This window comes from Clostridium sp. (assembly GCF_036646415.1).
Classification (GTDB): Bacteria; Bacillota; Clostridia; order Clostridiales; family Clostridiaceae; genus Clostridium_J.
Window position 1 is genome coordinate 1 of the sequence record NZ_JAVXMF010000021.1, and the last position, 26,197, is coordinate 26,197.

The 26,197-nt window shown below is 31.7% G+C and carries 25 protein-coding genes; 24 read left to right on the plus strand and 1 reads right to left on the minus strand.

Annotation, left to right across the window (positions count from 1 at the left end; translation table 11 throughout):
• The 17 genes from rpsI to RSD37_RS12930 form a co-directional block, all read left to right on the plus strand.
• The coding region (gene rpsI, locus RSD37_RS12850) for a 30S ribosomal protein S9 (protein ID WP_346947191.1) at positions 1-87 on the plus strand (87 nt) is incomplete at its 5' end.
• Positions 88-622: 535 nt separating this feature from the next.
• The gene (locus tag RSD37_RS12855; RefSeq protein WP_346947143.1) at positions 623-2,245 is read left to right on the plus strand and encodes a Na/Pi cotransporter family protein; all 1,623 of its coding nucleotides are present in this window, start codon (positions 623-625) and stop codon (positions 2,243-2,245) included.
• A 252-nt stretch (positions 2,246-2,497) separates the two neighbouring features.
• Complete coding sequence (cwlD, locus tag RSD37_RS12860; RefSeq protein ID WP_346947144.1) at positions 2,498-3,181, plus strand: N-acetylmuramoyl-L-alanine amidase CwlD; 684 nt, start codon at positions 2,498-2,500, stop codon at positions 3,179-3,181.
• Between the two features lie 142 nt (positions 3,182-3,323).
• Positions 3,324-4,295, plus strand: a complete 972-nt coding sequence (locus tag RSD37_RS12865) for a GntR family transcriptional regulator (protein ID WP_346947145.1) — start codon at positions 3,324-3,326, stop codon at positions 4,293-4,295.
• A 17-nt stretch (positions 4,296-4,312) separates the two neighbouring features.
• Complete coding sequence (gene glmS, locus RSD37_RS12870; protein WP_346947146.1) at positions 4,313-4,726, plus strand: methylaspartate mutase subunit S; 414 nt, start codon at positions 4,313-4,315, stop codon at positions 4,724-4,726.
• A gap of 76 nt (positions 4,727-4,802) precedes the next feature.
• Entirely contained in the window at positions 4,803-6,197 is a 1,395-nt protein-coding gene (glmL, locus tag RSD37_RS12875; RefSeq protein ID WP_346947147.1) for a methylaspartate mutase accessory protein GlmL, read from the plus strand.
• A 21-nt stretch (positions 6,198-6,218) separates the two neighbouring features.
• Entirely contained in the window at positions 6,219-7,673 is a 1,455-nt protein-coding gene (locus RSD37_RS12880; RefSeq protein WP_346947148.1) for a methylaspartate mutase subunit E, read from the plus strand.
• Positions 7,674-7,746: 73 nt separating this feature from the next.
• Positions 7,747-8,991, plus strand: coding sequence for a methylaspartate ammonia-lyase (locus tag RSD37_RS12885; RefSeq protein ID WP_346947149.1), 1,245 nt, complete (start codon positions 7,747-7,749; stop codon positions 8,989-8,991).
• A 182-nt stretch (positions 8,992-9,173) separates the two neighbouring features.
• Positions 9,174-10,016 carry a fumarate hydratase gene (locus tag RSD37_RS12890; protein ID WP_346947150.1) on the plus strand — a complete coding sequence of 281 codons (843 nt, stop codon included), beginning with the start codon at positions 9,174-9,176 and terminating at the stop codon, positions 10,014-10,016.
• A gap of 16 nt (positions 10,017-10,032) precedes the next feature.
• Positions 10,033-10,590, plus strand: a complete 558-nt coding sequence (locus RSD37_RS12895) for a Fe-S-containing hydro-lyase (protein ID WP_346947151.1) — start codon at positions 10,033-10,035, stop codon at positions 10,588-10,590.
• 30 nt (positions 10,591-10,620) lie between these two features.
• Positions 10,621-10,884: a citrate lyase acyl carrier protein gene (citD, locus tag RSD37_RS12900; RefSeq protein ID WP_346947152.1), complete on the plus strand. Its 264-nt coding sequence runs from the start codon at positions 10,621-10,623 to the stop codon at positions 10,882-10,884.
• Positions 10,885-10,895: 11 nt separating this feature from the next.
• Entirely contained in the window at positions 10,896-11,765 is an 870-nt protein-coding gene (locus RSD37_RS12905; protein ID WP_346947153.1) for an aldolase/citrate lyase family protein, read from the plus strand.
• A gap of 23 nt (positions 11,766-11,788) precedes the next feature.
• Positions 11,789-13,327: a citrate lyase subunit alpha gene (gene citF, locus RSD37_RS12910; protein ID WP_346947154.1), complete on the plus strand. Its 1,539-nt coding sequence runs from the start codon at positions 11,789-11,791 to the stop codon at positions 13,325-13,327.
• A gap of 260 nt (positions 13,328-13,587) precedes the next feature.
• Positions 13,588-14,142 carry a sigma-70 family RNA polymerase sigma factor gene (locus tag RSD37_RS12915; RefSeq protein WP_346947155.1) on the plus strand — a complete coding sequence of 185 codons (555 nt, stop codon included), beginning with the start codon at positions 13,588-13,590 and terminating at the stop codon, positions 14,140-14,142.
• A gap of 17 nt (positions 14,143-14,159) precedes the next feature.
• Positions 14,160-15,191, plus strand: coding sequence for a DUF4652 domain-containing protein (locus RSD37_RS12920; protein ID WP_346947156.1), 1,032 nt, complete (start codon positions 14,160-14,162; stop codon positions 15,189-15,191).
• A 310-nt stretch (positions 15,192-15,501) separates the two neighbouring features.
• Positions 15,502-16,791, plus strand: a complete 1,290-nt coding sequence (locus tag RSD37_RS12925) for a tetratricopeptide repeat protein (protein WP_346947157.1) — start codon at positions 15,502-15,504, stop codon at positions 16,789-16,791.
• Between the two features lie 67 nt (positions 16,792-16,858).
• Positions 16,859-17,173 (plus strand): thioredoxin domain-containing protein, encoded by a 315-nt coding sequence (locus tag RSD37_RS12930; RefSeq protein ID WP_346947158.1) that lies wholly within the window; start codon positions 16,859-16,861, stop codon positions 17,171-17,173.
• Between the two features lie 193 nt (positions 17,174-17,366).
• Here RSD37_RS12930 and RSD37_RS12935 read toward each other — a convergent pair whose 3' ends face one another.
• Positions 17,367-18,377 carry a hypothetical protein gene (locus RSD37_RS12935; protein ID WP_346947159.1) on the minus strand — a complete coding sequence of 337 codons (1,011 nt, stop codon included), beginning with the start codon at positions 18,375-18,377 and terminating at the stop codon, positions 17,367-17,369.
• Between the two features lie 187 nt (positions 18,378-18,564).
• Between RSD37_RS12935 and cdaA the strand changes: the two genes are divergently transcribed.
• The 7 genes from cdaA (at position 18,565) to RSD37_RS12970 (ending at position 26,145) form a co-directional block, all read left to right on the plus strand.
• A complete protein-coding gene (cdaA, locus tag RSD37_RS12940; protein WP_346947160.1) occupies positions 18,565-19,413 on the plus strand; it encodes a diadenylate cyclase CdaA in 849 nt (282 codons plus the stop codon).
• Positions 19,383-20,630, plus strand: coding sequence for a CdaR family protein (locus RSD37_RS12945; RefSeq protein ID WP_346947161.1), 1,248 nt, complete (start codon positions 19,383-19,385; stop codon positions 20,628-20,630). The genes cdaA and RSD37_RS12945 overlap by 31 nt, the downstream gene beginning before the upstream one ends.
• The gene (locus tag RSD37_RS12950; protein ID WP_346947162.1) at positions 20,620-22,221 is read left to right on the plus strand and encodes an NAD(P)/FAD-dependent oxidoreductase; all 1,602 of its coding nucleotides are present in this window, start codon (positions 20,620-20,622) and stop codon (positions 22,219-22,221) included. The genes RSD37_RS12945 and RSD37_RS12950 overlap by 11 nt, the downstream gene beginning before the upstream one ends.
• A 134-nt stretch (positions 22,222-22,355) precedes the next feature.
• Positions 22,356-23,447, plus strand: a complete 1,092-nt coding sequence (buk, locus tag RSD37_RS12955) for a butyrate kinase (protein WP_346947163.1) — start codon at positions 22,356-22,358, stop codon at positions 23,445-23,447.
• Between the two features lie 17 nt (positions 23,448-23,464).
• Positions 23,465-24,367, plus strand: coding sequence for a phosphate butyryltransferase (ptb, locus tag RSD37_RS12960; protein ID WP_346947164.1), 903 nt, complete (start codon positions 23,465-23,467; stop codon positions 24,365-24,367).
• A gap of 18 nt (positions 24,368-24,385) precedes the next feature.
• Positions 24,386-25,456: a butyrate kinase gene (gene buk / locus RSD37_RS12965; protein ID WP_346947165.1), complete on the plus strand. Its 1,071-nt coding sequence runs from the start codon at positions 24,386-24,388 to the stop codon at positions 25,454-25,456.
• An 11-nt stretch (positions 25,457-25,467) separates the two neighbouring features.
• Positions 25,468-26,145, plus strand: a complete 678-nt coding sequence (locus RSD37_RS12970) for an ATP-binding protein (RefSeq protein WP_346947166.1) — start codon at positions 25,468-25,470, stop codon at positions 26,143-26,145.
• Positions 26,146-26,197: the final 52 nt, after the last annotated feature.

Sequence of the window (26,197 nt, forward strand, 5' to 3'; positions counted from 1 at the left end):
TTCTTAACAAGAGACCCAAGAATGAAAGAAAGAAAGAAATACGGTCTTAAAAAAGCAAGAAGAGCTTCTCAGTTCTCAAAAAGATAGTATTTGTACATACATATGTATGTTATATAAAGATAAGGGAGTATTGCATATACTCTCTTATTTTTTTTGTGCAGCTCGGCATTATCGTAATCTAAGGGGCGAGGGCTCGGGTTAATAGTGCAAAGTACATAGATTAAGACAAGTGTGTCCATTGTTACGTGAAATCTTATAAGTAAGTCGATGGAAAAACTCTTGTCTGACGAACCGAAACTACATATAAGTCACATACTTTGTATGTAAGGTTGCTTAATAAACTAAAACCATAAACTATTCAGAATAAGTGGTAGTGAATGTTCACCTAGAAAAATATATTCATGGTTCAAATTACTATAAATTAATTAATTTACTTATAAATAAGTTTTTATATAAAGAATAAACTAACTTTAGTACATTATTACGCTAATGTTAAATTCATGTTAAATTATCGAATAAATATTAACGTGGTGTTAAATATAGTGTATTATTAAAATGAAATTTTGATGGATTATATAAAATTGTACATAGCTTTATAGGATAATATTTTAGGAGGTAAGATATGGATACCATATTATTAATTATTAACCTTTTTGGGGGACTAGGACTTTTCTTGTATGGAATGAAGATGATGGGAGATGGTCTAGAGAATGCTGCAGGTGATAAGCTTAAAGGTATTTTTGATAAAATCACATCAAATCCGATTAAAGGCGTTTTAACTGGAACTATTGTTACAGCAATTATACAAAGTAGTAGTGCAACTACTGTTATGGTAGTTGGATTTGTTAATGCTGGGCTTATGAACCTTTATCAAGCAGCGGCTGTAATAATGGGAGCAAACATAGGAACTACAATAACAGCTCAATTAATAACTTTTAAATTTGATACATTTGCACCTATATTTTTAGCAATTGGTGCAGTTATGATACTTTTCAGCAAGAAGAGAAAAGTAAGAGAAGTAGGTCAAATTATACTTGGATTTGGTATATTGTTTTTAGGGTTAAAACTTATGTCAGGAGCTATGTCTCCACTTAAAGACTCAATATTCTTTAAAGAACTTATAATGAAATTACAAGGACACAAAGTACTTGGCGTATTAATAGGGTTAATGATGACAGCAGTGCTTCAAAGTTCATCTGCATCAACAGGTATATTAGTTGCATTAGCAGCTACAGGAAGTCTTCCACTAATGGTTGCAATTCCAATATTACTTGGTAATAACATTGGTACTTGTGTAACAGCATTAATTTCAAGTATTGGTACATCAAAAACAGCTAAGAAAGCTGCGGTATTCCACTTACTGTTTAACGTTATTGGTGCTATTATATTCTTAATAATACCACTAGGTTTCTTAACAGATGTAATACTTAGAATAAGCCCAACAGTAGGTGCAGAAGCTATTCCAAAACAAATAGCAAATGCGCATACATTATTTAATGTAGTTAATACTATTTTATTAATACCCTTTATAAAATATCTTATAGCTTTTGTTAACAAGTTAATACCAGGTGAAGATGAAAAGGATATAGCTGGACTTAAATATGTGGATGAGAGATTGCTAGAAACTCCTGCAATAGCTTTTGGACAAACAACTAATGAAGTTGTAAGAATGGCTGAAAAAGCCAAAGAAAACTTTAAGATAGCTATGAAGGCTTTTGTTGAAGGTGATGAAGAAATAGTTAAAACTGTATACAGTAATGAAAAAATAATAAATTTATTAGAGCATGATATAACAAGATACTTAGTTAAACTTTCAAACTCAGACTTAGGTGATGAACAAAGAGCTGAACTTGCAGCATATTTTCATGTGGTTAATGACGTTGAGCGTATAGGAGATCATGCAGAAAATATAGCGGATCTTGCAAGTGAAAGAATAGCTAAGGGTGCAAAATTTTCACCAGATGCAATGAATGAAATTAAAGGTATGTTTGACTACACTGTTAGTTCTTTAGAAATGAGTATTGACTGTTTCAAGAACTACAATAAAGAAAAAGCAGCAAGCATAAGAGGTATAGAGGCTAGAATAGATTCACTTGAAAAAGAGTTACGTGAATCTCATATTAGGAGATTAAACAATGGTGTATGCAATGCAGTGGTAGGTACAATATTTCTAGACTTAATAAGTAATCTGGAAAGAATTGGTGACCACTCAGTTAATATTGCAGAAATAATATCGGAGAACTAATAAATACTAATTAGAAAACCTATGATGTTAAAATATAACCTTCTAGAATTAAATAATTCTAGAAGGTTTTTATATTTTTTAAATTACATTATAATTATTTATTTCATGATATATAATTAGCTAAATAAATAATTATAAAATAGTATAAGAAAACGATAATAATGCTATCCTAACATGAATAGATATAATTACATAGCAATGTAAAAGGATGGGAGTAACATAAAAAATACTAAATTAATATCAATACTTACTGTGATTATATTAGGATTCATTTGTATATCTGTAATTAACTTAAATAATATAGTTACTACTTATAAGAATAATGAATCTGAACAAGCAACTGATAAAATAATACTTATTGATCCAGGACATGGAGGTATAGATGGAGGGGCTTCATCAAAGGATGGAACTACAGAAAAGAACATAAATTTAAATATTGGACTGCTATTAGGGGCAAATTTAAAGAGTCAAGGGTATAAAGTAGAAATAACTAGAACTGATGACATAGGATTGTACACAGAAGGTAAATCTGTTAAAGAAAAGAAATATGAGGATTTAAATAAAAGAGTTAGCTTAAAAGAAGAAACCAAGTGCGATATATTTGTGAGCATACATTTAAATACATTTCCACAAGCTAGTTGTAAGGGGGCACAGGTTTGGTATTCCAATCATGAGGGCAGTGCTGAGCTTGCAACAATTATACAAAATAACTTAAAGACTAAATTGGACCCATCAAATAAGAGAGAAGCTAAGGCTGCGGGAACCCAATACAAAGTGTTAAGGGGCAATGACACTATGCCTGGAGTTATAGTTGAGTGTGGATTTCTTAGTAATAGTGAAGAATGTGAGAAATTAAAGACTGAAGACTATCAACAGCAAATTGCCAATGTGTTATCTGAATCTATAAGCATTTACTTGGAAAACAGAGAAAATTAAAGGTAAGAGCCTACTTTTTTAGCTAAAAGTAGGCTCTAAGTATAATATCACATTATATGAAATTGCAAATGATTAGTCCATATGTTAATATGATTAAGTAATTGGATTAATCCATTAATCCAATGGGTCAGGAGATGAGATTTTGAACATTACAATTGACAAGAAAAATGGGATACCTCTTTATATCCAAGTTAAAAAACAAATAATGTATCTTATAAAAGATGGTACATTAAGAGTTGGAAACAAGATGCCTACGGAGAGAGAATTGTCTCAAGAACTAGTAGTAAGTAGAAATACCATTAGTGCTGCCTATAATGAATTAGAATCTAAGGGTGTATTAAAATCTATTAGAGGAAAAGGTACATTCGTAGCAGAAGAAGCAGTTTCTTGGAAGAATGAAGATAGTAGAAGAAAGATAAATAAATTTGTAGATTTAGCACTAGAGGAAGCATTAGAATGCGGGATAGATACCGATGATTTTTTAGAAATAGTAACTAATAGGGTTAGTGAAAAAAAAGATGTTATGGACAAAATAACTTCAGCATTTGTAGAGTGTAACATTGAACAATCAAGAATGTTTAGTAAAGAAATAACATCATTAACAAGTATGAATACTATGCCATTTACATTAGAAGATTTACAAGAAATGAGTAATGACACAAAGGACAAGCTTTCTAAATGTGAAGTAATTATCTCACCATTTAATCATGTAAATGACGTAAATGGATTTTTGAAAGGATGGAAGAAAGAAATATTAGGAGTTGCAATAAATCCTAATCTAGAATCCATCGTAAGAATTGCTAGACATCCTTCAGATACGAAATTTTCATTTGTTTGCTTATCTGAAGAGTTTATATTTAAAATTAAGTCAGCACTTGAAAATGCAGGGCTTGGAGACTTATCAGTAGAGTACTTTAACGGCACAAATGAAGATGGTCTTAAAGGAATAATTGATAGGGCAGAGGTTTTAATAGTTACACCAGGTAGATATAAGGATATATGTAAGTTTAATGATAAAAACAAAGAACTTATAGAATTTTCTTATAGCTTAGATGCAACATCAGTGAAGGCGCTTAAGTCAAAAATTGTAGAATTAAAGTATCAAAAAAGTTAATTCGGGAGGAATTAAAAATGGAAAAGAAGACATTAGTTCTTGGGGTTATTGGAGCAGATTGTCATGCTGTTGGTAACAAAATCTTAGATTATGCATTGACAGAAGCAGGGTTTAAAGTTATTAACATTGGAGTATTATCGCCACAAGAAGATTTTATCAATGCAGCAGTTGAAACAAATGCAGATGCAATTGTAGTTTCTTCACTTTATGGACATGGTGAAATAGACTGTAGAGGATTAAGAGAAAAATGTGATGAAGCAGGACTAAAAGGAATCCTAATTTATGTTGGTGGAAATATTGTTGTTGGTAAACAAGATTGGAATGAAGTTTACTCAAGATTCAGAGCTATGGGGTTCAATAGGGTTTATCCACCAGGAACAAGTATAGACACTACTATCCATGATCTAAACGAAGACTTAGGACTAGCATAAAAATATAGAATATAAATAGCGTATTAAGTAATGTAAAATTTATTTAAAGTTATAATAGAAAGCTGGAGTGATTGAAGTGAATGCTTATTTACTTTTAGATTTTGGTAGCACATATACCAAATTGACTGCAGTAGATATAGAAAATGAAAAAATCTTAGCTACAGCAAAAGATATAACAACTATTGAAGACGATATAATGATCGGATTCAACAAAGCCTATGAGAAACTTATGAATCAGCTAGAAGGAAAAGAAGTAAATTTTATTAAAAAGCTTGCTTGTTCATCTGCTGCTGGTGGGCTGAAAATGGTTGCTATTGGACTTGTTCCAGACCTTACTGCAGAAGCTGCAAAAAGAGCTGCATTGGGAGCTGGAGCTAGAGTAATAAAGGTATACAGCTACGAGTTAACAAGAGATGAAATAAAGGAAATAAAAAATTTAGATTTAGATATAATTCTTTTAGCTGGAGGAACAAACGGAGGAAATAAACAATGTATTCTGCACAATGCAAAAATGCTTGTAGAAGGCGGAGTTAATATTCCAATAGTTGTTGCAGGAAACAAAAGTGCAAATGATGAGATAAGAGAAACTTTTAAGGAAGCAGGATTTTATTTCAGTATAACAGAAAATGTTATGCCACAATTAAATGCATTAAATGTAGAACCAGCTAGAGAAGAAATAAGAAAAGTATTTATGGAAAAAATAACTGATGCAAAGGGATTATCCAATGCAGAAAGTTTTATAAATGGGATACTTATGCCTACGCCTGCAGCAGTACTTAAAGCTGCCAGGGTATTAGGTGAAGGTAGTGATGAAGAAGAAGGTATTGGAGATCTAGTTATAATTGACATAGGTGGTGCAACTACAGATGTTCACTCTATTGGAAGTGGGGAACCAACTAAAGGTGGAGTAAATATGAAAGGTTTAGAAGAACCTTTTGCAAAGAGGACAGTAGAGGGCGACCTTGGAATGAGATATTCATCAGTATCACTTTGGGAAGCTGCTGGAAGTAGAAAACTTCGTGGATACTTAAATGATTATGATAGGAAAATAGATATTGAAGCAAGCTGTAAGTATAGAAATACTAACATTAGGATGGTACCACAGACAGAAGAAGATATAATATTTGATGAAGCTATGGCAAAGTGTGCTACAGAACTTTCTATGGAAAGACATTGTGGAACCGTTGAATGCATATACACTCCAATGGGAGCTGTATATAATCAACTGGGAAAAGATTTAATGGATGTGAAGTACATGATAGGGACTGGTGGAGTTTTAGTACATAGCAAGAATCCAGGAGAAATCCTGAACGCAGGAACATTTAATAAAGAAAATGCAGTATCCTTAAGACCTAAAATGCCAAAAACCTTAGTGGACAAGACTTATATATTATCATCAATGGGATTACTTGCACAAGATTATCCAGATAAAGCTGTAAGAATAATGAAAAAATATTTAGTTGAAGTGTAAATTACTAGGAGGTAAATTAAAGTGGAACTAAAAAACAAGAAGTGGACCGAGGAAGAGTTCTTTAAGACAAGGGAAGAGGTTTTAGCACAATGGCCAACAGGTAAAGGTATTGATTTACAGGAAGCTATAGACTACAATAAAAAAATTCCAGCAAATAAAAACTTTGCAAAGAAATTAGTTGAAGCAAAGGAAGCGGGCATAACCTTAGCTCAACCAAGGGCCGGTGTAGCTTTAATAGATAGCCACATAGAATTACTGAACTATTTAGATAAAGAGGGTGGAGCTGACCTATTACCATCTACAATAGACAGTTATACAAGACAAAATAGATATGAAGAGTGTGAAGTCGGTATACAAGAAAGTATAAAAGCTAGAAGATCACTTCTTAATGGATTCCCTGGAGTTAATCACGGAGTTGAAGGATGTAGAAAAGTATTTGAATCAGTAAATTTACCACTAGAGTCAAGGCATGGTACTCCAGATGGAAGGCTACTTGCAGAGATTACTCATGCATCTGGTTGGACATCAAATGAAGGTGGTGGTATATCTTACAATATACCATATGCTAAAAGTGTTACATTAGAAAAAACTATTCTTGATTGGCAGTACTGCGATAGATTAGTAGGTTTCTATGAAGAGCAAGGGATATCTATTAATAGAGAGCCATTTGGTCCATTAACAGGAACTTTAGTTCCACCAAGTACATCTAATGCAGTTGCTATAGTAGAAGCATTACTTGCAGCAGAGCAAGGTGTTAAAAACATTACTGTTGGATACGGACAATGTGGTAACTTAATACAAGATGTTGCGGCTATTAGAGCACTTGAAGAACAATGTAGTGATTACCTAAGAGCTTATGGATATGGAGATGTTTACTTAACAACTGTATTCCACCAATGGATGGGAGGATTCCCAGCTGATGAAGCTAAAGCCTTTGGAGTTATATCTACAGGAGCTGCAGCAGCTGCACTTGCAGGAGCTACAAAAGTTATAGTTAAAACACCACATGAAGCTATAGGAATTCCTACAAAAGAAGCTAATGCTCAAGGAATAAGAGCAACAAAAATGACTCTTAATCTATTAGGTGGTCAAAAAATGCACTTATCAGATGAGCTAAGAACTGAAATTACAATAATTAAGGCTGAAACAAGATGCATGGTAGATAAGTTATATGAAGTTGGAAATGGTGACTTAGCTACTGGAGCCGTAAAAGGTTTTGATATGGGAATTATAGATATTCCATTTGCACCAAGTAAATATAATGCTGGTAAAATGATGCCTGCAAGAGATAACAATGGAGCTGTTAGATACCTTAAATTTGGTAATGTTCCATTCAATGCAGAGCTTAAAGCTTTCAACATGAAGAAACTAGACGAAAGATCAAGATATGAAAACCGTCCAGTTGGATTCCAAATGACTATAGATGATATTTTTGCTGTAGGAAAAGGAAAACTTGTAGGAAGACCAGAGAAATAATCTTAGAATTATATACTTATTATAAGCTAGTAATGAAAAAACTTTTAAATTATAGAAAGTAAGGTGTATTTAAATGAAAATTGTTGATGTTGTATGTTCTGCAGGAAGAACTGGGTTTTACTTTGATGACCAAAGAGCTATAAAAGCTGGTGCTGGTCATGATGGATTTACTTATGTAGGAGAGCCAGTAACTGAAGGATTTACTTCAATAAGACAAGCGGGAGAATCTATATCTGTAATGTTAATACTTGAAGATGGTCAAGTAGCTGTTGGAGATTGTGCAGCTGTACAATACTCAGGAGCCGGTGGACGTGATCCATTATTCTTGGCAAAAGACTTTATACCAGTTATAGAAAATGAAATAGCACCAAAACTTATAGGTAGAGAATTAAGTAGCTTTAAGTTTTTAGCAGAAGAATTTGATAAAATGACAGTTAATGGCAAAAGACTTCACACTGCTATAAGATATGGAGTAACTCAAGCAATTCTTGATGCAGTTTCAAAAGCTAAAAAAGTTACTATGGCTGAAGTTGTAAGAGATGAATATGATACAGGAGTATCAATAAAGAGAATTCCAATATTCACTCAATCTGGAGATGACAGATACAATAATGCAGACAAAATGATTATTAAAGGTGCAGATGTAATGCCGCATGCTTTAATAAACCATGTAGAAGATAAATTAGGATTAAAAGGGGAAAAACTTCTTGAATATGTTACGTGGTTAAGTGCTAGAGTATTAAAATTAAGAACTAGTGAAGATTATAATCCAATATTCCACATAGATGTTTATGGAACTATAGGAGTTGCTTTTAATAATGATATAAAAGCTATGGCAGACTATATAGCAACCTTAGAAGAAGCAGCAAAACCTTTTAAATTAAGAATAGAAGGACCAATGGATGTAGAACACAGAGAAAAACAAATGGAAGCGTTAAGAGAATTAACAGCTGAGTTGGATAACAGAGATATAAATGTTGAATTAGTTGCAGACGAATGGTGCAATACTTATGAAGATGTAGTATTCTTTGCAGATCACAATTCAGGACATATGCTTCAAATAAAAACTCCAGATCTTGGAGGAGTAAATAATACAATAGAAGCAATATTATATTGTAAGAAAATGAATGTTGGAGCTTATTGTGGAGGAACATGTAACGAAACAAATAGATCAGCAGAGATTTGCACAAATATTGCTATTGCTTGTGGAGCAGACCAATGTCTTGCTAAACCAGGAATGGGTGTTGATGAAGGTTATATGATAGTAAACAATGAAATGAATAGGGTTGTTGCCTTAGTAAACAGAAGAAATAAATAGAAAATTCATTGTATAGTAAAAAGGCAGTTTGATTAAACTGCCTTTTTGCTTATAATAAAGATATAGGGGTTAAGTATAACTGCATTTTATTAAACAATACATATCACTATATGAGGCTATAGCTTAATAAAATTAATTTTGAGGATAATGTATTAATCATTGTTATTTTAGGAGGATTATATATGAGAGAAATAAAGGTTTCAGAGATAACGGAAGCTATAAAAAAACTATGTATACATGCGAACTATTACTTAGGTGATGATGTTAAGAATAAACTTAAGAAATCTCATGAAGAGGAAGATTGGGATATTGCAAAGGGAATTTTAAATAAGATATTAATAAATGCTGATATAGCTAAAAATGAAGATATGCCAATGTGTCAAGATACAGGAGTTGCTTGTGTTTTTATAGAAATAGGTCAAGAAGTTCACGTTGTTGGTGGAGCTTTAGAAGATGCTATTAATGAAGGTGTAAGACAAGGATACAAAGATGGATATTTAAGAAAATCAGTAGTTAAAGACCCTTTAGATAGAGTGAACACAAAGGATAATACACCAGCTATGATCTACTATAATATCGTATCAGGAGATAAGCTTAAGATAACTGTAGCTCCTAAAGGATTTGGATCTGAAAATATGAGTCAAATAAAAATGTTAAAACCCTCTGATGGAATTCAAGGTGTTAAGGACTTTGTAATAAAGGTTGTTAAAGAAGCTGGACCCAATCCATGCCCACCAATTATTCTTGGAGTTGGAATAGGTGGAACTTTTGACAAGGCTGCTACTATTGCAAAAAAAGCTCTTATAAGATCGGTGGACGTTAGAAATGCAAATCCATTCTATGCAAATTTGGAAGAAGAACTATTAACTATGATAAATGAATTAGGAATAGGACCACAGGGCTTTGGTGGGAAAACTACAGCTTTAGCAGTAAATATTGAAACATATCCAACACATATTGCAGGGCTTCCAGTAGCTGTTAACATTAATTGTCATGCTACAAGACATGCAGAAGTGGAGCTATAATTAAGGGGGAAAATTTATGGAAAAGAGAATAACTACACCACTTACAGAGGAGAAGGTAAAGGGGTTAAGAGCAGGCGATAGCGTTTTATTAAGTGGAGTTATATATACAGGAAGAGATGCAGCTCATAAGAGGCTTGCAGACCTATTAGAAAAGGGAGAAGAGCTTCCTATAGATGTAAAAGATAGTATAATATATTATGTAGGACCAACACCAGCAAAAGAAGGTAGAGCTATAGGTTCTGCAGGTCCTACAACTAGCTACAGAATGGATGCTTATACACCAGCACTTTTAGACCACGGTTTAAGAGGAATGATTGGGAAAGGTTTAAGAAATAGCGAAGTTATTGAGTCAATGAAGAAAAATAAAGCAGTATACTTTGGTGCAATAGGTGGTGCAGCTGCCCTTATTGGAAAGTGTGTAAAAAAAGCAGAAATAGTAACTTATGAGGATTTAGGAGCTGAAGCAATAAGAAGATTAGAGGTAGAAGATTTACCTGTAGTTGTAATTATAGACTCAGAAGGAAATAACCTATATGAAATGGGTAGGGAAGCTTACTTAAATAGCAAAAAATAGTGGTATAATCCACATATAGAGGTGATTTATATGGAAATCAATAGAATTTCAAAGGCTGGAACTCTTGAATCAAATGATATATATATTGTGATTATGCCAAGTGAAGAAAATGGTATAAATATTGAACTTGAGAGCTTAGTTATAAAACAGTTTGGTACAGAAATAGAGAGAGCTATAAGAGAAACATTAGAAGCATTAGACGTTAAAGATGCAGTTGTAAAAGCACAAGATAAAGGTGCTCTTGATTATACAATAAGAGCAAGAGTTGAAACTGCAGTAAAAAGAGCACAGTAGGAGGTGTAAATATGAAATTAAGAAGAACTATGCTTTTCATGCCAGGAAACAATCCAGGAATGCTTCAAGATGCATCCATATTAGGTGCAGATTCAGTAATTCTTGATCTTGAAGATGCGGTAAGTCTTACTGAAAAAGATAGTGCAAGAATACTTGTTAGAGAAGCTATTAAGAATGTGGACTATAGTGGTGTTGAAGTTGTTGTTAGAATTAACCCGTTAACTACTGAATTCTCTAAAGAGGATATTGATGTTATTGGAAGAGTTAAACCTGATGCGTTAATGATTCCAAAAGCAACTGAAGAAGAGTTAATAGAAATTAGTAGCATTTTAGATGAAATAGAGGCTGAAGAAGGCTTTGAAAATAAGAGTATTAAACTAGTGCCTATAGTTGAAAGTGCTTATGGGGTTGAAAATGTATATAGCATAATTAAGTCATCTGATAGAGTTGTTGCAGTTCTCTTAGGAGCAGAGGATTTAACTTCTGACTTAGGAATAAAAAGAACTAAAGAAGGTAATGAAATATTATATGCTAGAAATAGAGTTGCTATAGCTTGCAAAGCTATGAGAGTGGATTCAATAGATACACCATTTACAGACACAAATGATTTTGTAGGACTAGAGAAGGATATATTTCTAGCAAAATCTCTTGGCATGACAGGAAAAGCATCAATTAATCCAAGGCAAATAGATACAATACATGATGTATATGCTCCTACTAAAGAAGAAATACTACATGCACAAAGAGTGCTAGATGCTATGGAAGAAGCAGAAAGAGAAGGTAAGGGTGTATTTTCTCTAGATGGTAAAATGGTTGATGCACCAGTTATAAATAGAGCAAAAACTACTGTAGATTTAAGTAAAAAATTGGGCCTTATTTAAATGAGGATTACGAGGTGATAAGGATGAAAAATATATTAGGAAGAGAACTTCCAGATTATATAGATGGCTATGGAAAAGTAGTTCCGTTTGAAGGTGCCTTTAAAAATATGGAGCCATTAAAAAGTGTGTCAGTAAATGTTAAGCCAGTAGCGCCAATGGATAGTAAATTAATAAATTCTATAGATGAAGCTTTAAATAAATTAGAACTTAAAGACGGTATGTGTATATCCTTTCATCATCACTTAAGAAATGGTGATTACATTCTTAATATGGTGGTAGAAGCCATTGCAAAAAGAGGAATAAAAGGTATAACAATAGCTGCAAGTTCAATATTTCCAAATCATAAGCCACTAGTTGCACATATACAAAATGGTACAGTGAGCAAAATATATGCAAACTATATTTCAGGACCTGTGGCAGAAGCTATTTCATCAGGAAAATTAAAATATCCAGCAATAATGCATACTCATGGAGGTAGATCAAGAGCCATTGAAAGTGGTGATTTACATATTGATGTTGCATTTATAGGAGCTCCAGCTAGTGATATTTATGGTAATATTAATGGACTTTATGGTAAGTCTGCTTGTGGTGCATTAGGTTATGCAGTGTCTGATGCAGAATATGCAGATACCGTTGTTGCAATAACAGATAACTTAGTATCATATCCAAATTCCCCTATAGAAATAAGTCAAGTTCATGTAGATTATGTAGTTAAGGTAGATTCTATAGGAAACCCAGCAGGTATAGTTTCTGGAACTACTCAAATAACTAAGGATCCAATTGGACTCAAGATTGCAAAGACAGCCTTAGATGCTATGATATCATCAGGACTTGTTAAGAATGGAATGTCATTCCAAACGGGAGCAGGAGGAATATCATTAGCAGTTGCATCAGAACTTAGAGAATACATGAATAAGAATGAAATTAAAGGGAGTTTTGCATCAGGTGGTATAACTGGATATATTGTAGATATGTTTGAGGAAGGGTTATTTGAGAGCTTACTTGACGTACAATGCTTTGATTTAAAAGCTGTAAAATCTTGTGCGGTTAATCCAAGGCATATGGCTATGTCTGCATCAATGTATGGAAATCCTCATAATAAAGGAGCCGTAGTAAATAATCTGGATATAGTAATACTAGGAGCTACGGAGATTGATACAAACTTTAATGTTAATGTTACTACGGGTTCAGATGGAACTATAATGGGTGGTTCAGGTGGTCATGCTGACACTGCCGCAGGTTCTAAGCTTACAATAATAGTAACAAAGCTTACTAAAGCAAGATTACCAATTATAAAAGATAAATTAACTACAATAACAACTCCAGGAGAAACTATTGATGTAATAGTTACAGAGAGAGGGATTGCTGTTAATCCAAGAAGAACAGACTTAATCAAAGAATTAAAAGCAGCGAACCTTAATGTGGTTACTATAGAAGAATTAAAGGCTATAGCAGAAAAAATTACAGGAACACCAAAACCAATAGAACTATCAGATGAAATAGTTGCTGTTGTAGAGTATAGGGATGGAACGGTGATAGATGTAGTGAAGAAACCATTATAGACATTTAATTAATTAAAATTTTTAATATTAACACCTATGTTTGAATTCATAAGAAATTCAAATATAGGTGTTATTTTTATAATATTTGTAATTAAATATTAACTATTCTATGTACAAACTGTAGTATAATTATTATAGGATAAATAAAAAACAATTTCGAATATAAGAAAAGAAATATGATAAAAACTTAAATTAATTTATTTATAAAAGAAACTTTAGAAAATCCGTATCGTATTATTTATATAAAGAGAGGGAAGAAGATGATTGGTTCACAAAAAAAAGTACCTATAGAAGATGTTATTCTTGTAAATAATGTATTAAAAGGGGATATAGAAAGTTTTGAGTTAATAGTAGAAAAATATCAACTAAACATTTTAAAATTTGTTTATGCAATGATCAAACAAAAGGAAGCTAGTGAAGATATTACTCAGGAAGTATTCATAACAATATATAATAAGCTTAATATGTATAATAGCAAGTATAGTTTTTATAATTGGATATTGCAGATAGCAAAAAATAAAACTATAGATTATACTAGGAAATATAGAAAAGTTTATGAGAGTGATATTGACGAGGCATATAACATATCATCTTCATATATGAGTCCAGAAGAGGCCGCAGATTACTCAGAAATTAAGGCAAAGGTAAGTGAATATATAGGTACATTAGATGAATTAGATAGACAAATTTTAGCTCTAAGGTATTCACAAGATTTGACGTTCAGAGATATAGGACAGGTTTTAGAGGTTACAGAAACCACAGTAAAAAGAAGATACTATAAAGTAAGAGATGGATTTAAGGTCTTTTACAAGTAGAGGTAGGAGGAACCAGGATGAAATGTAGTCAGTGTAAAGATAAGTTAACAGAGTATATTGAAGGGAATTTGTCAGCTGAATTGGATGAAGATATAAAAAGTCACCTTTTAACTTGTGATAGTTGCAAAGAATCCTATAAAAAAGAACTTATGAAATATAAAGCTTTTAAAGCTGCTTTTTTATCAGATAATGTGGGATTTAAGTTTTCTACAGATACGATAATGAATAGCATTGATAAGAATAAGTATACAAAAGGAGGAATTAAGATGAAAAAGAAATATAAAGGGGTATTAGCAATAGCAGCAGCTTTTTTACTTGGAGTTGTAGTTACACCAATAACTATGAAATTAATTAATAATGATAAAAATATTGAACTTTCATCAGCTTCAACTGGACGTGAAGATAAGTCCAGAATAGCAATAGAAAATAATGATGCTGATGGCAATGCAGGGGAGAGTTTAGAAGCTGTACCAGATATATTATCTAAGAATGGTGATGGAGCTAGTGATAAGGCAACAGTAGGCGCAGTAGATGAAAATGTAGTTGAAGTTTATTCAAAGGTAGAAGTTCCAACTACACAAGAATTAACCTTTAATACACCGTTTATAGCAACAGCTGATGAGAAGTATAAAGCAACTATAGAAGGTAAAGGTGAAACAGCCAACGAAGAAGGTATAGGGAAAATTTATATAAAAGATACAGTAAATAATAAGATGTATAAGTATGAAGTAGCAGATCTTAATAACCTGGAAGGTAATCAATTATCTCCACTATCAATTAACTGGTATGACAATACTAATATTATGATAGTTCAAGGCAAAGGCTATGGGACATTAGTTAATGGATCAGAGATTATTATCATGGATGTAACTACAGGTCAGCAGAGGTTAGTAAGTACAGCGGTAGATAGAGAAGGGTTTGTTTCTATTGAAAAGGTTGGAAATGATCTGAAAATAAAATGTATAAAATATTTAGATGATGCTCTAAATGAATATGAAGATGTAGAAAAGATAATACAAAATTATAACTTAGGCGATGTAATAGAATAGATGTTAGAAGCGTATTGCAAATAAGCTTGTAATACGTTTTTTTATAGTTGCTAAAGTTTATAGTATTACAGTTAAGTTAAGTAGATATTTAAAAAGTATATATGTAACATAGTTTAATGTAAATGTGAATGTTGAAATAGAGATAAATTTGTTACTATTATGTTGATAAAAAAACAAATATCATGATAAAATATAGTAAGAAAATGATTATATAGATATTACATAAATATATGAGAGGAAATTAGGGTAAAATTATAAATACTTAGATTATACAATAACTACTAAAAATAAAAACATAAGTGGGGAATAAATGATTAATATAAATAAATCCTATAAAAAAGCTATGAATTATTACTGTGAGGGAAATTTGGACAAGTCATTAAGTTGTTGTGACAAGATATTGTCTATAGATAGAAGCCATTCGCCTACATTAAATTTAAAGGGATTAATATATTATGTCCGTGGGGATTTAGAACAAGCTAAGTTTTTTTGGAAGTTAAGCTACAAGTTAAATAGAGATATGGTATCTAAAAAATATTTAGAGGATTCTAGAACTGATGAAGGTAACAAATACATATTTAGTCAAGGTGTACTACTATTTAATGAAGTTAAGGTAAGAGAGGCTTTAAAATGCTTTATAAAATGTGAAGAATCTAATTTTAATAGCATAAACTTATGGAATTACATTTCTAAATGTTATATGAAGTTAGGTCAACATAATAAAAGCATAAAATATGTTAATGATGTTTTAGAACTAGATAGGCATAATGAAGAGGCTTTAAAGATTAAATCTCAATTGGTTGAGTTGGGAATTATAAGCAAAAATATAAGTGAACAAATTAAAAAGAAGTTTACTTTAGGATTTATAACGATAATTGTCATAGTATTATTGAGTGTTGGAATATTTAAAGGATATAAACTATTGGAAGAAAGAAGCATATTGAAGGGAGGAAATGAAAATAAATCCCAAGACAATATTAATTCAAATTCAGACAATTTCCAAGGAAATATTGAAGAAAGTAACAATAATGTGAATGATAATACAAAGGAAAATGTAGAAAGTGAAGAAATAAAAGAAGGTAAGGCTTCATTTAAAGAAAAAGAGTTGAAATCATACATAGATAGTGAAGAATATGAAAATATAATTAATTATATAGAACTATACAAGGAAGATGATTTACATATAAATGATAAAATTGTAGTTCAAAGTGGAATAGATTTAATAAAAACTAAGGGTGTACCATACTTATATGAAAAAGGCAGTAATCTTATTGAAAACGAGAAGTATGAAGAGGCTATAGATTCACTTAAACTAGCATATGAGTATAGTGATGGAAGCTATCTAAATGAGCATATTTTATTTATGATAGGGGTTTCTTATGAGAATATAGGAAATATAGAAAATTCAAATAAGTACTATGAGCTTTATGTGGAAAAATATTTAGATACAGGATCTTATACTGAACAATGTCTTTATTCTTTAGCTGTAAGTAACGCTATAGTAAATGTAGAAAAAGCTAGAACATATGCTGAAATTATTGAAGATAAATTTAACTCTTCTGAGTATAATAATACTAAAATTAAAGAAATATTAGAGTAAATCAAGAGGTTAAAAGGTTAAGTTATAACTTTTTATAGGTGTTTAATATAAAATTGGGGGACGTAGAATGTCAGAAATGAAACAAAGTTATTTTGAAGAAATGATAGAGCAGGCAGACAAGTTAGTTGCATTAGCTTTTGGAGCACCTTGGTGTGGACCTTGCAAGATGCTTGTTCCATCATTTCAAAAAATCGCATTAGAAATTAACGATGAATATATATGCGCAAATGTAAACATTGAAGAAAATCCGGATTTTTCAAGGAAAAACAATGTTGTAAATATACCAACTACAATCATATATAAAAATGGACTAGAAATAGATAAACTTGTTGGATTTACATCAGAAGAAGAGCTAGAAGGGTTTTTGAAAAAACACGTATAAAATAAATATGAAGGAGGAAATAACAAGGTATTGCCTAGCTATTTCCTCTATTTTATTTGAAACTGTATTTAAACTTCTATTCTAGTGATGTTTATTCGATTAAGAGTATCTATACTGTATGGAGTTATAGCAATGATGTTACAGAAAAGTAAAAGAATCAAAATGAATTTTTTCATATAATTCATCTCCTCTTTCAGTAATTGTTATTTAAATTATTATACTCCTTAATAAATTTTTTATACTTAACTTCCATATCACTGTAGGTTTTATTACTGGAAATATATAAAGAATCCATAAAATCATCCTTGATATCTTCATTTTCTCTACGGACTTTTTCAGTTACTATTGCATATTTAATTTCAAAGATATAGTCATTATAAAGATTTACTGTTTCTGAAAAATTATTATATATAGATGAGAAATTATTAGGTATGGACATTTGAGATAGCACATTTTTAACAGCGTTAAGTTTAAGGCTGGTATCATTAATGTTAGAAATAAGTAGCTCATAGGTAATCTTTCCACTACGACATTCAAGTACCTTTTCATAGTAGTCACATTTTAAACTATCAAGAGATATAACTAGTTCATTTAGAGTATCCATAAACTTGATAGATTCAGCTATTTTTAACTCTGAAATTTTCTTTAAATTATTTGAGGATATACAATAATCTATAGTAAGATTTATAACAGAATGAAGTGATACTCCTAAATTGTAAGTAGAATCTTTATAGGAGATTAAACTATAATAATTCTCAGATGTATCTCTAAAAGTTTTCAAGTTATTAGCAGCTAGTTCAATGTCGCTACCATATGGGTTTTGAAGCATTGCTTCTAGTTGTTCTATTATAAGAATATTTTCGTTTAGTCCCTTTATTAAGTTAGAATAATTATCTGAGCTATCATTGTCTTTAATGTAGATACTAGAATTTAGATGAGATGATATGTCAGTTAAATCTGTCTTCATTTCAGGTAAGATTTTTAGAGCTTTATCAATATTTAAAGAATTGTTATCTAAAAATGTTTTAGCTTTATTATTAACTTTAGAAATTGAATTTATAGTATTATAAAGATATTTTTCCTCCTTGTTAGATGGGAATTTACTAAATAAACTATAGCTAATAAAAAATAAACATATGCCAATTATAAAAAAATATAAATATTTAATCATCATATTATTAATTTTAAAGTTTTCTCCACTCACTTACAGCATCCCCCTTTGTAATTATAAATAAATATTATAATTGTTTATATTAAAGTAAATACTAAAATATTCATGGTTTAATGATATTTAATATTTGAAAATATTTTTGTTTTAAAATGTATTTTTTATATTACAAACAACAGTATTGGTGTATAATTAGAATAGATTGGCGTTAGGTGGTGACTTTATGGAAAGTTTTAATTCACTAATAAATATTTTTAAGGGATTTTCAATATTTTCGATAATTGATATAATCGTTGTTTCCTACATATTTTATAAAGGATATACACTAATAAAGGAAACAAGAGCAGAACAATTATTAAAAGGAATTGTACTTATATTCTTGTTAATACCAGTTAGTGATGTTCTAAATCTTAGAACTTTGAATTGGATACTTGAGAATACTTTAACAATTAGTGTTATTTCTATTATAATAATATTTCAACCAGAGATAAGAAAGGCACTAGAGCATATAGGAAGAACTTCTTTTGTAGATAAAATTATATATGAGGATGAAGAAGTTATGAAAAGCGTAGTTGGTGAAATTGTTGATGCAGTTGAAGTCTTAGCAGAAGAAAGAGTTGGAGCACTTATAATAATTGAGCAAAAAACGGGATTAGGTGACATTATAAATACAGGTACTAAGATAAATGGTGATGTGTCATCAGCGCTTCTTCAAAATATATTTGTTGTGAATACACCGTTACATGATGGTGCTACAGTTATAAGAAATGATAAGATTATAGCATCAGGATGTTTTTTACCACTGACAAATGACGATAAGTTAAATAAACAATTAGGTACTAGACATAGGGCTGGAATTGGAGTTACGGAAATTACGGACTGTATAACAATAATAGTTTCAGAAGAAACAGGAGTAATTTCACTAGCTATAAATGGAAGACTTCTTAGAAATTATGATAAAGAAAAATTAAGAAACGTATTATTAAAGATTATGAAGAGTAGAAATGGTAAAAAAGAATCAGTTAAAGAAAGGGTAAGACTATGGATAAGCAAAAAAGACAAGATCTCATAATAAGAGTTTGTTGTGTAATAGCAGCATTAATATTATGGATATATATTCGTAGTAGTGAAAACCCTGTTATTACTAGTGTAATTAAATATGTACCAGTACAAATTGTTAATGAAGATACTCTCATAGAAAGAGACCTTACATTAATATCAAATCAAGAGTTTTATGTTAATTTAACAGTCAAAGCTACTGCATCAATAATAAAAGACTTAGATAAAAATAAGGATTTTAAACTTATAGCAGATCTTCAAGGATATGCACTTACCCCAGGAGAAAACAAGGTGCAAGTGAAAGTTAAAGAAGTTGCTACAGGGGTATCAGTTGTGAATGCAGAAGGACTTTTAATGAAGGTTGATGTTGATGTTTTAGCGGAGAAGTATGTTAATGTATCAACTGATATAACTGGAGAGGTGGCAGAAGGATTTTATAACGGCGATTCTGTAGCTTCACCAAATTCGGTGAAAATTTCTGGTCCTCAGAGATACCTAGATCAAGTAGTTAGTGCAGTAGCGCAGGTAGATATAACTAATGCTAGTGCAGACATAGATGAAAACTATAAACTCAGGGCTATAGATTCGGATGGAAAAGAAGTTACAGGGGTATCTGTGTACCCAGAATATTCACAAGTACAGATTAAGGTGAAAAAGGGTAAAGTTCTAAGTGTAAATCCACGAACAAAAGGAACACCAAAGGCTGAAGTATCTATAGAAAGTATTGAAGTAACACCTAAGAGTATTGAGGTCGTTGGTGGAAGTGAAATAGTAGATGGAATTAAAACTATAGATACGGAAGAAATTGATTTAAGTACAATAACTGGCAATGTAACCTTAGATGCGAATTTGATTTTCCCATCAGAGATTCATGCTGTAAATAATGAAAAGACTGTAAAGGTGAAAATTACAGTGAAAAAAAATATTGAGAAGGCTTTTAGTATACCGATAAAGTATATTAATTTAGGTGAAGGACTATCACTTGAACAGAATATTCCTGAGATGAAGTTAACGATTTTAGGAGAAGAAAGTGAAATAAATAAACTTACAGCAGATAACTTCTCAGTAACTGCAGAATTAAAGGATTTAAAAGAAGGATCCCATGAGGTTGAATTACAGCTAACTGGTGTACCATCTACAGTTCAGATAAAAGCTAAAACACCAGATAAAGTAACACTAAAGATAAATATAAAGGCAAAGCCGGAGGAGACGGGTAATAATGGCACTTAAAGTAAGCAATTTAGTATTAGAAATAAAAGAAGATAATTTAGAAAATTTAAAATCAAAGGTAGCTACTAAACTTGGAATTGAAGAAGGGGATTTTAACTCCTTTAAAATAATTAAAGAGTCCATAGATGCTAGAAAAAAATCAGCTATAAAAATTAATTACGCAGTAGAAATAACTTGTGACAATGAAGAAAAGGTAATTGCTAGAGCAAATAGCAATGAAGTTAAAGCAGGAGCAAGTGAATATAATACAGACTTTAATTTAGGAAAAAAGAAAATGCAAAGCAGGCCTGTGATAATTGGTATGGGACCAGCAGGATTATTTGCAGGGTTACTTTTAGCAGAAAAGGGATATTCACCACTTATAATTGAAAGAGGTGAAGATGTAGATAACAGAACTAAATCTATAGAAGGTTTTTGGAGTAACAGAGTACTGAATACAAATAGTAATGTACAGTTTGGAGAAGGGGGAGCAGGAACCTTTTCAGATGGAAAACTTACTACTAGAATTAAGGACCATAGATGTGGATATGTATTAGAAGAACTTGTTTTAGCAGGCGCACCAGAAGAAATTACGTATATGGGAAAACCTCATATTGGTACGGATATATTAAAGGATGTTGTAAAGAACATTAGAGAAAAAATCAAGGCAAAGGGTGGAGAAGTTAGATTTTCTTCTAAACTTGAGGATATTGAAATAAGAAATAATAAAATATATGAGATAACTGTAAATGGAGAAAAAATTCCTTGTGATAATCTAATATTAGCTACAGGACACAGTGCTAGAGATACCTATGAAATGTTATTTAAAAGAGGGGTATCTATGTCACCAAAGCCATTCGCTATAGGATTTAGAATTGAGCATTTGCAACAGATGATAGATGAAAATCAATATGGTAAGTTTGCAACTCATCCAAAACTTAGAGCTGCTGATTATAAGTTAGCACATACAAGTAAGCAATCAGGTAGAGGGGTATACAGTTTCTGTATGTGTCCAGGTGGTCATGTAGTAGCATCGGCATCAGAGGAAAATACCATAGTAGTAAATGGAATGAGCAACTACAAAAGAGACGGTAAAAACGCCAACTCAGCAATAGTTGTATCTATAGATCCTAAGGACTTTAGCGACACAACTCCACTAGGTGGAATTGAGTTTCAAAGACATTATGAGTCATTGGCTTATAAATTAGGTGGAGGAAATTATAATGCACCAGTACAATTAGTTAAAGACTTTTTAAATGATGAAGGATCTAAAGGGTTTAGAAAAGTGAAACCAACGTATACTCCAGGAACTAGACTTTCAGATTTAAGAGAGTGTGCTCCTAAGTTTGTGGTAGAATCAATAAAGGAAGCTCTACCAGTGTTTAATAGAAAGATACCTGGATATACAGGTAATGATGCACTACTTACTGGAGTTGAGACTAGAACATCAGCACCTGTAAAGATAAATAGAAATGAAAATCACGAAAGTATTAATGTAGAGGGATTATATCCAACAGGAGAAGGTGCTGGTTATGCAGGTGGAATTATATCCGCTGCAGTAGATGGACTTCATGTAGCTGAGAAAATCATAACAGAATATTCACCGAAATAAGTGAACTAACATCTTGATATTTATATACAACATTTGCTAAAATATTATTTAAGAATGTTTTAGCAAATATTTTTAAGAAGAATTTTCACAAGATATAAAATTTTTGTTCTATTTTTAAGTGTGGAGGTATGGGTATGAGTGAAAATAAGTATGTATTGGTAATTAATCCAGGGTCGACATCTACGAAAATAGCTATGTATTTAGGGGAAAAGTGTATAGCCACAGAAAATTTATCTCACAGTGCAGAAGAGGTGAAACAGTATTCTCATATATGTCAGCAAAAAGATATGAGAACTGATGTTATTTACAATTGGTTAGCTGAAAATAATTTTTCACTTGAAGATTTAGCAGCAGTAGTAGGTAGAGGTGGACTTTTAAGACCTATGCCAGGTGGAACTTATAAAATAACTTATAAGATGTTAGATGACCTTATAGTAGGATTTCAAGGACAACATGCGTCTAATTTAGGTGGAGTTATTGCCTTTGAAATTGCACAAAAAGCAGGAGTATCTTCTTACATAGTTGATCCTGTTGCAGTAGACGAAGTGGATGATGTTACAAGAATATCAGGTATGGAAGATATATCTAGACGTTCTTTAGTTCATGCTTTAAATATTAAAGCAGTAACAAGAAGAGTGTGTGGGAAGAATAATTTAGACTTTGAAAAAAGTAATTTTGTAGTAGCACATATTGGTGGAGGAATAACAGTATCACCTGTAAAAGGTGGTAGAATTATAGATTGTAATAACGCTAATGAGGATGGGCCATTCTCACCAGAAAGATCTGGAGGGCTTCCAATTGGAGATTTAGTAAATCTTGCTTTTAGCCAAAAGTACACTTTACAAGATTTAAAAAATAAGATTACAAGAGAAGGTGGACTTGTAGCTTATTTAGGAACTAACGATGGAAGAGAAGTGGATAGACTTATCGACAAAGGTGATGAAAGAGCTGAATTTATATTAAAAGCAATGGCTTATCAAATTAGTAAAGAAATAAGTGGAATGGCAACAGCACTATGTGGAAAAGTAGATGCTATAATTCTAACTGGTGGAATAGCTTATAACAAGAGAGTTACTGAGTGGATTATTGAAAACGTTAAATTCATTGCACCAGTAGAGATTGTACCAGGTGAAGATGAAATGTTAGCACTTGCACAAGGAGCTTTAAGAGTAATAAATGGTGAAGAAACACCAAAGATATATGATGATGAAGTAAGATTTAATTAATCAAGGGGGAAATCAAAATGATTAAAACATTTGATGAGGTAATCTCAAAGGTTAAGTCTCAACCTATGAAAAAGGTAGCAGTAGCGGTGGCACAAGACGAGCCAGTTCTTGAAGCAGTAAGAGATGCTAAAAAGAACGGTATTGCAGAGGCTATATTAGTTGGAGATAAAGAAGAAATAATTGCCATTGCAACGAAAATTGGAATGAATATTGAAGATTATGAAATAGTAGATGAAAAAGATCCAAATAAGGCTGCTATAGAAACAGTTAAACTTGTATCATCAGGAAAAGCAGATATGATGATGAAGGGTCTTGTAGATACAGCAACATTTTTAAGAGCTGTACTTAATAAAGAAGTAGGACTTAGAACAGGAAAGCAAATGTCTCATATAGCAGTATTTGAAGTACCAGGATATGATAGATTATTATTTGTAACTGATGCTGCTTTTAACATGTACCCAGAGTTAAAGGAAAAGGTTGATATAATAAAGAATGCAGTTCAGGTAGCACATGCTCTTGAAATAGATGTACCAAAGGTTGCACCAATTTGTGCTGTAGAAGTTGTAAATCCAAGTATGCCAGCTACATTAGATGCTGCAAACCTTTCCAAAATGAGTGAAAGAGGACAAATCAAGGGCTGTATAATTGATGGTCCACTTGCTCTTGATAATGCGCTTTCAAAAGAGGCAGCTGCTCATAAGAAAATATCAGGTCCTGTGGCAGGGGCGGCAGACGTACTATTAATGGCAAATATAGAAGCTGGTAATGCAGTCTATAAATGTTTAACATATACTACAAAATCTAAAAATGGTGGGTTATTAATGGGGGCGGCAGCACCTGTTATAGTTACTTCAAGAGCGGATTCACCAGAGACAAAAATGAATTCAATAGCACTTGCATCATTAGTAGCAGGAAGATAATTAAGGAGGATAAGAATTATGGGATATAAGCAATTAATAATAAATCCAGGATCAACATCTACAAAAATAGGAGTTTATGATGATGAAAACCCTATATTAGTTGAAACTTTAAGACATTCATCAGAGGAGATAGGAAGATACAAAGAAATATATGATCAATTAAATTTTAGAAAAGATGTAATACTAGAGGTTTTAAGAGAAAAAGGATTTGATATAAATGAGCTATCTGGAGTAATAGGTAGAGGTGGACTATTAAAATCTATAGAGGGTGGAACATATAGTGTAAATGATGTAATGATTAAAGATTTAAAGAATGGAGTTCAAGGACAACATGCTTCAAATTTAGGTGGAATAATTGCACATGAGATAGCTTTAGGTTTGAAGATTCCATCATTTATAGTAGATCCTGTTGTTGTTGATGAAATGGAAGATATAGCTAGAGTATCTGGTATGTCAGAAATTGAGAGAAAAAGTATATTCCATGCACTTAATCAAAAGGCAGTTGCAAAGAGATATTCTAAAGAAAAAGAAATTTCTTATGAAGAATTAAATCTTATTGTGGCTCATATGGGTGGAGGAATATCTGTTGGAGCTCATAAACTTGGAAGAGTTGTAGATGTAAACAATGCACTAGATGGTGAAGGTCCATTCTCACCAGAGAGAAGTGGCGGACTTCCGGTTGGTGATTTAGTTAAGCTTTGCTTCAGTGGAAAATATACAATGGACGAAATTAAAAAGAAGATCAATGGAAAAGGCGGAATTGTAGGATATCTACATACTAATGATGCAAAAGAAGTTGGAGATAGAGCTATTGCAGGTGACAAGCAAGCTAAACTTATTTTCGATGCAATGGGGTATCAAGTAGCAAAAGAGATAGGAAGATGTGCAGCTGTTCTTCAAGGAAAAGTTGATGCAATAATACTTACTGGTGGAATTGCATATTCAAAATATATAGTTGATTATATTAAAGAGAGAGTAGAATTTATATCTGAGGTAGTAGTTTATCCAGGAGAAGATGAATTATTAGCATTAGCAGAGGGTGGACTTAGAGTATTAAAAGGTCAAGAAACTGCTAAAGAATATAAGTAGGGTGAATGAAAATGAGCAGAATAAGGATTTTTACAGGTCATTTTGGAAGTGGAAAAACAGAAATAGCAATAAATTATGCAATTAACTTAGCAAAGCAAGGTAAAAAGGTAGCAATTGTAGATTTAGACATAGTAAATCCATATTTCTGTGTTAGAGATCTTACTAAGCAGTTAACTAATGAGTATAACATAAGAGTTATATCTTCAAATCCAGATTATGTTAATGCAGAATTGATGGTAGTTCCTGGAGAAGTTAGGGCTGTATTTAATGATAAGAGTTATGAAGTAGTATTTGATATTGGTGGAGATGATGCAGGGGCTATAGCCCTTGGTCAGTATAATAGATATTTTAAAGAAGAACCTTATGATATGTATTTTGTAGTAAATGGCAACAGACCATTTACTTCAAATGATAAAGATACAATGGAATTCTTATCGGATATAGAAAGATCTTCAAGATTAAAGGTAACACAGCTTATTTCAAATACTAACCTATCCTATGAAACTAATAAAGAACATATAATTAAAGGTGACATAGAAATAGCTAAGCTTTCAAAGGATTTAAACATACCTCATGCTTACACAGCATGTTCGGAAGATATGGTTAAAGAGGTTGAAGGACAAGTTCAAGGTGAGATATTACCGCTTCATATATATATGTTGCCACCATGGAAGAAGGATTTAATTTAGCACTATCATGTGCTAAATTGACATCCTATAGAGAAAGGTGTTAAATTATAAT

Bases quoted from the DNA above. Each gene is read 5' to 3' on its own strand.
- RSD37_RS12930 (WP_346947158.1), top strand. From the start codon at position 16,859: ATGTCAGAAATGAAACAAAGTTATTTTGAAGAAATGATAGAGCAGGCA.
- RSD37_RS12885 (WP_346947149.1), top strand. From the start codon at position 7,747: ATGAAAATTGTTGATGTTGTATGTTCTGCAGGAAGAACTGGGTTTTAC.
- RSD37_RS12945 (WP_346947161.1), top strand. From the start codon at position 19,383: ATGGATAAGCAAAAAAGACAAGATCTCATAATAAGAGTTTGTTGTGTA.
- RSD37_RS12925 (WP_346947157.1), top strand. From the start codon at position 15,502: ATGATTAATATAAATAAATCCTATAAAAAAGCTATGAATTATTACTGT.
- RSD37_RS12970 (WP_346947166.1), top strand. From the start codon at position 25,468: ATGAGCAGAATAAGGATTTTTACAGGTCATTTTGGAAGTGGAAAAACA.
- buk (WP_346947165.1), top strand. From the start codon at position 24,386: ATGGGATATAAGCAATTAATAATAAATCCAGGATCAACATCTACAAAA.
- buk (WP_346947163.1), top strand. From the start codon at position 22,356: ATGAGTGAAAATAAGTATGTATTGGTAATTAATCCAGGGTCGACATCT.
- RSD37_RS12895 (WP_346947151.1), top strand. From the start codon at position 10,033: ATGGAAAAGAGAATAACTACACCACTTACAGAGGAGAAGGTAAAGGGG.
- citD (WP_346947152.1), top strand. From the start codon at position 10,621: ATGGAAATCAATAGAATTTCAAAGGCTGGAACTCTTGAATCAAATGAT.
- RSD37_RS12890 (WP_346947150.1), top strand. From the start codon at position 9,174: ATGAGAGAAATAAAGGTTTCAGAGATAACGGAAGCTATAAAAAAACTA.
- RSD37_RS12915 (WP_346947155.1), top strand. From the start codon at position 13,588: ATGATTGGTTCACAAAAAAAAGTACCTATAGAAGATGTTATTCTTGTA.
- RSD37_RS12950 (WP_346947162.1), top strand. From the start codon at position 20,620: ATGGCACTTAAAGTAAGCAATTTAGTATTAGAAATAAAAGAAGATAAT.
- glmS (WP_346947146.1), top strand. From the start codon at position 4,313: ATGGAAAAGAAGACATTAGTTCTTGGGGTTATTGGAGCAGATTGTCAT.
- citF (WP_346947154.1), top strand. From the start codon at position 11,789: ATGAAAAATATATTAGGAAGAGAACTTCCAGATTATATAGATGGCTAT.
- cdaA (WP_346947160.1), top strand. From the start codon at position 18,565: ATGGAAAGTTTTAATTCACTAATAAATATTTTTAAGGGATTTTCAATA.
- RSD37_RS12905 (WP_346947153.1), top strand. From the start codon at position 10,896: ATGAAATTAAGAAGAACTATGCTTTTCATGCCAGGAAACAATCCAGGA.
- RSD37_RS12855 (WP_346947143.1), top strand. From the start codon at position 623: ATGGATACCATATTATTAATTATTAACCTTTTTGGGGGACTAGGACTT.
- ptb (WP_346947164.1), top strand. From the start codon at position 23,465: ATGATTAAAACATTTGATGAGGTAATCTCAAAGGTTAAGTCTCAACCT.
- RSD37_RS12920 (WP_346947156.1), top strand. From the start codon at position 14,160: ATGAAATGTAGTCAGTGTAAAGATAAGTTAACAGAGTATATTGAAGGG.